Here is an 8,100-nt window from a genome sequence, read left to right as displayed (position 1 = left end):
CTATCGAAGGCGCCACCCATCAAGGAATTGTTCTCGATCGGCCAAGAAGGATTCGCCATGAATCTCAATGATTGAATAAGGACTGATAACCCGGCGCGGAAGAGGGCTTGCCCTCCCTAATACCTCTCTCCAGGAGGGGTGAACTGCGCGCTCGATGCCTTAGATTACTGCTGGAAAGTCGATGCCTGCTGAAGCTCTTTGAGGGGCTATGTCCCATCTCTAAGGCTCGCGCCCAGTTGGGGCGGGGCTTCTAATGCGCGACGCTAAATAATCGCCATATCCCGTAGCTCAGTGGATTGATGCGCAAGATCAATCGAGCCCATTCGATGGCTAGCTTTGGGTGGCAAGAGCGCTTTCATCAATTGTAATTATTCGCTTGATGGAGCCGTGGCGCATGAATACAAGTCAAGATTGATTGTATTTATATTTAATTGCAAAATAACTACGGAGATGCGCAATGCGCAAGTTCTGGTCGGTTGGGGCGACTTGGCTGGTTCTAAGTGTTTTGTGTTCCGGCGCTGAATCGGCTGAGTCGAATTCAGGGGCTGATACTCAATGGCCGAGCTACAACCTCACGGCGGATGGTCAGCGTTTTGCTGCGGCGGATCAGATCAACGTCAAGAACGCGGCGCAGTTGGGGGAGGTTTGCCGCATTAAGGTTGCAGATGCGGGGACGTTTCAATCTGGTTTGGTCCAGATTGGAGGGCTGATCTACCTCACGACCGCGCTTGACACGTTTGCTATCGACGCGACGAACTGCTCCGTGCGCTGGCGTCACAGCTACACCCCTGAGCAAGAGGTGGTTTGGAGTGTGAACCGCGGGGTTGCCTACTCCAACGGCAAGATCTTCCGTGGCACGCCGGATGCACGTCTGCTCGCAATCGACGCACTATCAGGTAAGACGGTCTGGCAGCACCAGGTCGGCGATCCGCAGCTGGGAGAGTTCTTCAGCGCTGCGCCGCAGGTGTTCCAGGGGCTGCTGATCATTGGCGCTGCGGGCGGCGACTGGGGTACTCGTGGTCGAGTGATGGCGTTCGATGCTGAAACTGGGCGCGAGGTCTGGCGCTTCAATACGATCCCCCGAGGCAAAGAGACAGGGGCGGAGACTTGGAAGAACGTTGGGACCGCGCGCTATGGTGGCGGTGGGACCTGGACCTCTTACACGCTCGACATGGCGTCCGGTGAGGTTTTTGTTCCTGTTGGGAATCCGGCGCCAGATTTCATCCCGGCTCATCGTCCTGGGTTGAATCTGTTTGCTAACAGCATGGTTGTGCTTGATGCGCGTACCGGTGCATTGAAGTGGTACTACCAGCTTGTCTCGAACGACGGACACGACCTCGACTTGGGGGCGGCGCCGATGCTTTACTTTAATAGTAAAGGCGACGGTATGGTCGGCCTTGGGAGCAAGGATGGGTACGTCTACGGTATCGATCGTGAAACACACAAGAAGGTGTTCCGTACGCCGATCACGACCATCAAGAATGAGGGAGTTCTGCCTACGCCGGCGGGCGTGCTGGTGTGTCCCGGTCCGCTTGGTGGCGTCGAATGGAATGGGCCGGCGCTCGACAAAGTCAACAAGACAATCGTCGCTGGTACGGTCGATTGGTGCGCGGTGCTAAAGCGCGAAGAGAACTTCGCGTACAAACCGGGTACCTTTAATCTGGGAGGGCATTGGGAGTTCCAGGGGAAAGGCCGAGGCGCTGTTGTCGCGCTCGATGTCGATACCGGAGAGGTACGTTGGAGCTATAAAACTCCTGCGCCGCAGGTTGCGGGTGTCACGCCTACCGCTGGTGGGGTGATCTTCTCCGGGGACATGGCGGGCAACTTCTTCGCATTGGAAGGCGCAACTGGGAAAGAGCTTTTCAAGGTGCAGACGGGTGGGGCACTGGCGGGCGGAGTGATCACATATCTTCGCGGCGGGAAGCAGTACGTGGCATTTGCATCGGGCAACGTGTCGCGCCTCTTTAACGAGTCAGGCAGCTCAGGCAGTCCATCGCTGGTGATCTACGCGCTCAAAAGCGCAGACGTGGCTACTACGACTCAAACGCCAGTAGGCACTTCGATGGCAAGTGGAACCGTCGTCGCCTCAGGCGCCGGCACATATGCTTCGATCTGCTCCGGCTGTCATGGAGCTAAAGGCGAAGGGGGTGTCGGGCCCACGTTGAGAGGCATCAGTAAGCGACTGGATCTCAACAAGACCGTTGAGTGGATCAAGAGCCCATCTGAAAAGATGCCCAAGCTTTATCCAAGTCCGCTGGATGAGCAATCTGTTGTAGATGTCGCTAGATATATACAAGGGCTCTAGTAGTACTTGAGCAAATTAAATCTAGCGGAGAAGAAAATTGATGATGTCTGTCAACGTAAAGAAGGAAAGCTCGAGGAGCATTGTTGTTCTTGGTGCCGGGCAGGCTGGCTTTCAGGTCGCTGTGTCATTGCGAGACTTTGGGTACGACGGAAATATCGCGCTGATTGGTGATGAGTTTCACTTGCCTTATCGCCGGCCGCCGTTGTCGAAGGCGTATCTCGAAGGTTCGGTCGTTGCAGCGGCGCTTGGATTGCAATCCGAGCATTACTTTGAGAAGCAGGATGTGGGTTTACGGATTGGAAGCAAGGCGATCTCCATTGACCGTTCGTCAAACACGGTTTCGCTAGATTCGGGTGACCGAGTAAGGTACGACCATTTGGTTATCGCCACGGGGGCCACGCCGCGCTCACTTCAAGTCCCTGGGATTGGATTGGCAGGTGTAGTTAGCTTGCATAGGATTGAGCATGCCGACATGCTTCGCGGCTTGTTCCAAACCCCTGGTGACTTGGTTGTCATCGGCGGCGGATTTATCGGGATGGAGGTCGCCTCGGTTGCTGCCAAGGCGGGCCAGCGAGTCACCGTTGTCGAGGCCGCGGACCGAGTGATGTCTCGCGTTGTCTCCGAGGAGGTTTCAGGGGCTGTTGCCAGAGAGCAAGCGGCCAATGGCGTGTCGATCATGGCAGGACGTTACGCCGTAGCGTTTCATGGTCAATCTGGTCACATTTCGGCTGTCGAGCTTGATGATGGAACGCGCTTGCCCGCTCGCATTGTTCTAGTTGGAGTCGGCGTATCACCAAACGTTGCGCTTGCGGACGAATCAGCGCTGACAGTCGATAATGGAATCGCTGTCGATGAATCTCTTCTGACTTCCGACGCAAGCATTAGCGCTATTGGTGACTGCGCCAGCTTTCCAAGTGCTCATGCGCGTCGGCGCGTGCGACTGGAATCCGTTCAGAACGCGGTTGATCAGGCTAAGTACGTTGCAGGTCGGCTGGTTGGGCGGGTAGACGCGGCTTATAAAAGCGTTCCATATTTCTGGACACGCCAGTTCGGCATGTCGGTTCAGATCGTCGGTATCGGTAGTGTCAATGATGAGCGGTGGATTAGCGGAGATCCTGAATCTGGCGCTTTCTCTATTTTCAGATTTAATGATGGAGCGTTGTCGTGTGTTGAGTCGATCAATAGATCTGCGGAGCACTTGGCAGTTCGAGATGTTTTTGGAAAATGTAACTCTCTGCCGAGAATAATGCAGGCATCACTTGCGACACATATGCCAAGTCTGTCGATTAAGAAGGTCGACGCACAGGCGATCGTTGTCAGTTAGAAGCTGCGTTGGGCTCTGCGAGGTCAACCTCCAGAGTTCCGTGGCGATCTAGTCGTGCGAGTTTTGATCACGCGACGTACATCAATTGGATGGTGAGCTCTCATTGGAGCTCTTGCTCCCGCTGGTATGGCGGCATCGTCGACGCTCGCTAGGAGCAGCGCTCTATCTACCGCCTGTTCCCGCAGGCCGTGGCTGCCTACGGGGTGCGCTCTCTCGAGCTGCACCTTCCCGCTATCGGCTGTGCCCAACTTTGCCACGCCATGTCGACGCTACCGGTGTGGCCGGGCGCCATGCTGTAGGCTGTCCCGTTCTGTCGTGGACTGCTCAGTGGATCGGTGGTCAAGCCTGATGGCCAGCAGCTCATTCAGATTGGCATTGACCTGCGTGAGGAAGTTGGCATCAGTCCCGAACAACCCCAAGTGACCGTCAATGCTTGTTAGCGGGCGAAACTCGCTGTTGGGGATGAGTCGCTGCTCAACCAAGCAGTCAGCCGGTGGGAAGAACATGTCATGACTGATCGGCATCACGAAGGTCTTAGCGCGGATGCGGCCCAACGCTGCCGCCAGGTTGCCGTTCGTGTGACGGCTGACGTCGCCGCGCTGCCATTTCCAGGCCATCGCGAGCAGCGCGTTGGGGTCCATCGGCGCAAAGTAGCCCGTCATGAAGCTGTCCACGAACGTCTGCATGGAATCGAAGCCCAGTGCTTTGTGCCGGTTCTGGCTAAAGAACTCGGTACTCCATCCCATCACGGTCCAGATCTTGGCGTGGCGCTTCAAGCCGGCGGCCACATCGGCTGGTGAGGTGTAGCGGCCACCCTGGAAGCCGGGATCTGAGGTAATGGCATCAATGAGGACTTCTGCGAAGAGGAAGTCATGCTCGGTGTTCTTCGCGGTGCCAGCGATGGGTGCCGCGCGGCGCACCATGTCCGGGTAGCGTACTGCCCACTCGTAGGTCTGCTGCGCGCCCATGGAGCCGCCCACTACCAGCGCAAGTTCGTGCAGACCGTACTTCTCAGTGATGAGGCGGTGCTGAGCGCGCACGTCGTCGCCGATTCGCACCTTCGGGAAACTTGCTCCCGCCAAGTCGCCTCGGGCATTGTGCGGTGAGGTCGAGAGTCCGTTGCCAATCTGGTTAACGATGATGATGAAGTACTTTGCCGGGTCCAGCGCGCGGCCCGAGCCGATGTAGGTCTGCTCCATGATCTTGCTGGTGCCCGAGTACCAGGTCGGCACCAGGACGGCGTTGTCTTTGGCGGCATTCAGCATGCCATGCGTGGCGACAGCCAGCTGGCAGTCGAGCAGCGTACCGCCTTCTTCTAGTTCCAGCGCACCGATATCGATCAGTTCGAAGGGGCCGTGCCCTTCCTGGCTGTAGTAGCTGTTCGGGATCATCGTGTACCTCCTTGTTGCAGGTTTCAGCGCGCGGTGTAGCCGCCGTCGATCACAAGTTCTGAGCCCGTGACCCAGCGGGCCTGGTCGGACGCCAGATAGACCACTCCCCAGGCAACGTCATCGGGTGTGCCCGTGCCGCCCAGTGGGTGCATGCCATCAAGCAGCTTGCGCGCATCCGCCTCCGTCAGTCCCGCATCGTTCGCATAGCGCTTGACCATCGCCGTAAAGATGAATCCGGGATGGACCGAGTTCACGCGAATACGGTCGGAGGCATAGGTCAAAGCATCATTCTTCGACATGGTGCGCACGGCACCCTTGGCGGCGTGGTAAGGCGGGACGTCGCCACCGCCCACGATGCCGTAGATCGAGGATATGTTGATGATGGAGCCGCCACCCGCGGCCCGGAGGTGAGCGATCGCGTGCTTGGTGCAGAGAAAGACGCCTGTGGCATTGACCGCCATCACGCGCTCCCATTCCTGAAGAGGCAGCTCGTGCGTGGGCTTGTTGATACCTTCGATGCCGGCGTTGTTGACCAGAATGTGTAGACCACCGAGATTGGCGGCTGCCTCGTCGAGCGCTGCCTGAACCTGATACTCGCGGGTGACGTCAGCCGGAATGAACAGGGCGCGAAGGCCGTACTCCCTTAGCTGATTGGCCACCTGACGGCCTTGCTTCTTGTCTCTGTCCAGCAGCGCCACCGCAGCGCCTTCCTCACCCAGCCGCAGCGCGATGGCCTCGCCCAGCCCGTTCGCGCCGCCAGTGATGACGGCCACCTTGCCTGTGAGTCGCTTCATGTCGCGTCTCCAAATGATGGACGGTTCTCGTTTGGGCGTGCTGCTCCTAGGTCATCGAGAAGCCGGGATAGCCTTTCGCGGCTAGCTCATCGCACTGGCGGTGGTAGTTGCCCGCGCCGCCGATGTAGGACAGCAGACGACGTGGCTTGCCTTCGACATTCGATCCCATGTACCAGGAGTCGGTCTTCACCACCAGCGTGGCGGCGGCGGTCTCGTCGTGGTGCTGCACCCAGTGATCCTCCAGCGCCTGGGTAGCCTCGATGGTGTGCTTGCCGTTGCGGCGCGCATAGGCGATGCATTCGCTGATCCAGTCCACCTGCTGCTGCAAGCAGGTGGTCATGTTGCACAACGCTGCGGAAGGTGCCAGTGGCGCGCCGGTGGTGAAGAGGTTGGGGTAGCCATGCACCTGAAGACCCATAGTAGTGCGGATCTCCTGCGACCATTGGTCCTTGAGCGACCGGCCGCCGCGGCCGCGAATGTCGATGCGACTGAGCGCTCCGGAGCCAGCATCGAAGCCGACAGCCAGGATGATTACGTCCACCTCGTGCACGGTGCCGTCCGAGGTCTGGATGCCCTCGGGAACGATGCGTTCGATGGCTGTCTTCCGGCAATCGATGGGTTCGACGTTGTCCTGCAGATAGACCTCCAAATAGCCGTTTTCCAACGGCACTCGATGGGTTCCGAAGCCGTAGTCTTTGGGGCCGGGGATGAGAATCTGGCAGAGCCTGGGGTCGTGACGCAGGCGCTCGCGCATCTTGCCGCGAACGAACTCGGAGACGACGGCGTTCACGGCTTCGTCGAAGAACATCTCGGGAAAGGTGGCCAGCCACATGGCCAGGGAACCGTCGTTCCAGTACTTCTCCATGATGTCCGTGCGCTCAGCAGGTGTCAGCTCAACCCAAGGTTTGTTCTCGAAGTCGAAGTTGAAGCCGGAGAACGTTGTGCGAACGTGCTGCTTGAGCTCGTGAAAGCGGTTGCCCCATTGCTCCCAGTCGGCCTTGCTGTATTTCGGGTTCTTCATCGGCACGACATACTGCGGCACGCGCGTGAATACCTTCAACGATCCAACCTCGCGGGCGATGGTCTGGATGACCTGGATACCGGTGGCACCGGTTCCGACAACGGCCACGCGCTTACCCTTCAGGTCGATGCCTTCCTTGGGCCACAGCCCCGTGTGAGTGATGGGGCCTCGAAAGCTCGATTGCCCCGGAAAGCGATCAACCAGGGGCGCCGACAGCATGCCGCAGCAGGCCAGCAGGTACTGGGTGTCGATACGTTCGCCTGCCTCGGTGGTCACCAGCCACCGGCCGCTGTCTTCTTGATAGTGGGCTGAAACGATGCGGGTGTTGAACTGGATGTCCTTCTTCAGATCCAGTTTGTCAGCTACGAAGTTGAGCCATTGCTCGGTCTCGGCCTGTGCGGGGAAGCGCTCGCTGGGCTTCCATGTCTTGTACAGCGATTCGGAGAACCAATACTGATAGATCTCGCTTGCGAGTCGAAGCGAGCGCCGGGATAGCGGTTCCAGTACCAGGTGCCGCCGACGCCTGAGGCCGTGTCGTAGGCCCGAACCTTCAGCCCCATCTCGCGCATGCGGTGCAACTGGTAGAGGCCGGCGACGCCGGCGCCGATGACCATAGCGTCGAGTTGGGTCGGGGAGGTGTTGATGGGCGCAGCGCCGCTTCGCTCCAGAACGGTGGTCATCACGTCTTTCTCAATATGTGCGTTCGTCGGATGGGTGAGCGCGGGCTCTCGAGTCCTTGCGTCACCGGGGTATGGTCAATGCGACCATGTCAAGCACGATAGGGGCGGCAGCGCCTCCGGGCTTGAACGATCCGGTTCAACCTTTGAAGGAACGTGTGCGAGAGGCGGGCCGTCAGTGGCCCAAGCCGTTCAGCGGGGCAGGTCCCGGCGCAAGGCGGCCGGGGTGGAGCCCGTGCGGGCGCGCATCGAGCGCGTCAGGTGTGCCTGATCGGCAAATCCACACTCAGTGGCTACGGCTTTCAGTGGCATCGTTCCTTGGATGAGCAGCTTCGGGCGCGCTCGAGCCTGCGGTCGACGATGTAGCAATGCGGCGAAGTATGAAAGGAGGCTCGAAATCGCTTGCAGAAGGACCAGACACCCATGCCCGCGACGGTCGCCAGTGCTTCGAGCGAAAGAGGCTGGTCGAGATTGGCCTCAACGAAGTCCTCGACGCGGCGACGCAAGGCCACGGGCATCAGCCCATCGCCGGAGCGGTCAATAAAATCAACGGACGCGTAGTGCCGTAGCAAATGCACGGCAAGCTGC

The 8,100-nt window shown here is 58.9% G+C and carries 7 protein-coding genes; 2 read left to right on the top strand and 5 right to left on the bottom strand.

Going from position 1 to position 8,100, the window contains the following annotated elements:
* Window positions 1-457 precede the first annotated feature (457 nt).
* Together x551_RS24520 and x551_RS24515 are read left to right on the top strand one after the other, a co-directional pair.
* The gene (locus x551_RS24520) at window positions 458-2,305 is read left to right on the top strand and encodes a PQQ-binding-like beta-propeller repeat protein (RefSeq protein WP_081771366.1); all 1,848 of its coding nucleotides are present in this window, start codon (window positions 458-460) and stop codon (window positions 2,303-2,305) included.
* Window positions 2,306-2,345: 40 nt separating this feature from the next.
* A complete protein-coding gene (locus x551_RS24515) occupies window positions 2,346-3,629 on the top strand; it encodes an FAD-dependent oxidoreductase (protein ID WP_081771365.1) in 1,284 nt (427 codons plus the stop codon).
* A 269-nt stretch (window positions 3,630-3,898) separates the two neighbouring features.
* Here the strand turns inward: x551_RS24515 and x551_RS15585 are convergent, their stop codons facing one another.
* From x551_RS15585 to x551_RS26530, 5 genes are all read right to left on the bottom strand, one after another.
* Entirely contained in the window at window positions 3,899-5,020 is a 1,122-nt protein-coding gene (locus x551_RS15585; RefSeq protein WP_081771364.1) for an alpha/beta fold hydrolase, read from the bottom strand.
* A gap of 23 nt (window positions 5,021-5,043) precedes the next feature.
* Complete coding sequence (locus tag x551_RS15580) at window positions 5,044-5,814, bottom strand: glucose 1-dehydrogenase (protein WP_036229538.1); 771 nt, start codon at window positions 5,812-5,814, stop codon at window positions 5,044-5,046.
* 46 nt (window positions 5,815-5,860) lie between these two features.
* Window positions 5,861-7,183 (bottom strand): NAD(P)/FAD-dependent oxidoreductase, encoded by a 1,323-nt coding sequence (locus x551_RS15575; RefSeq protein ID WP_253950392.1) that lies wholly within the window; start codon window positions 7,181-7,183, stop codon window positions 5,861-5,863.
* A 14-nt stretch (window positions 7,184-7,197) separates the two neighbouring features.
* Entirely contained in the window at window positions 7,198-7,395 is a 198-nt protein-coding gene (locus tag x551_RS27515) for a hypothetical protein (RefSeq protein WP_253950391.1), read from the bottom strand.
* 419 nt (window positions 7,396-7,814) lie between these two features.
* Window positions 7,815-8,100, bottom strand: a 286-nt coding sequence (locus x551_RS26530; RefSeq protein WP_216701335.1) for an AraC family transcriptional regulator, incomplete at its 5' end; no start/stop codon positions are given.

The sequence above is a fragment of the Methylibium sp. T29 genome (assembly GCF_000576205.1).
GTDB classification, from domain to species: domain Bacteria; phylum Pseudomonadota; class Gammaproteobacteria; order Burkholderiales; family Burkholderiaceae_C; genus Methylibium; species Methylibium petroleiphilum.
This window is presented reverse-complemented; position numbering and strand designations above follow the sequence as displayed.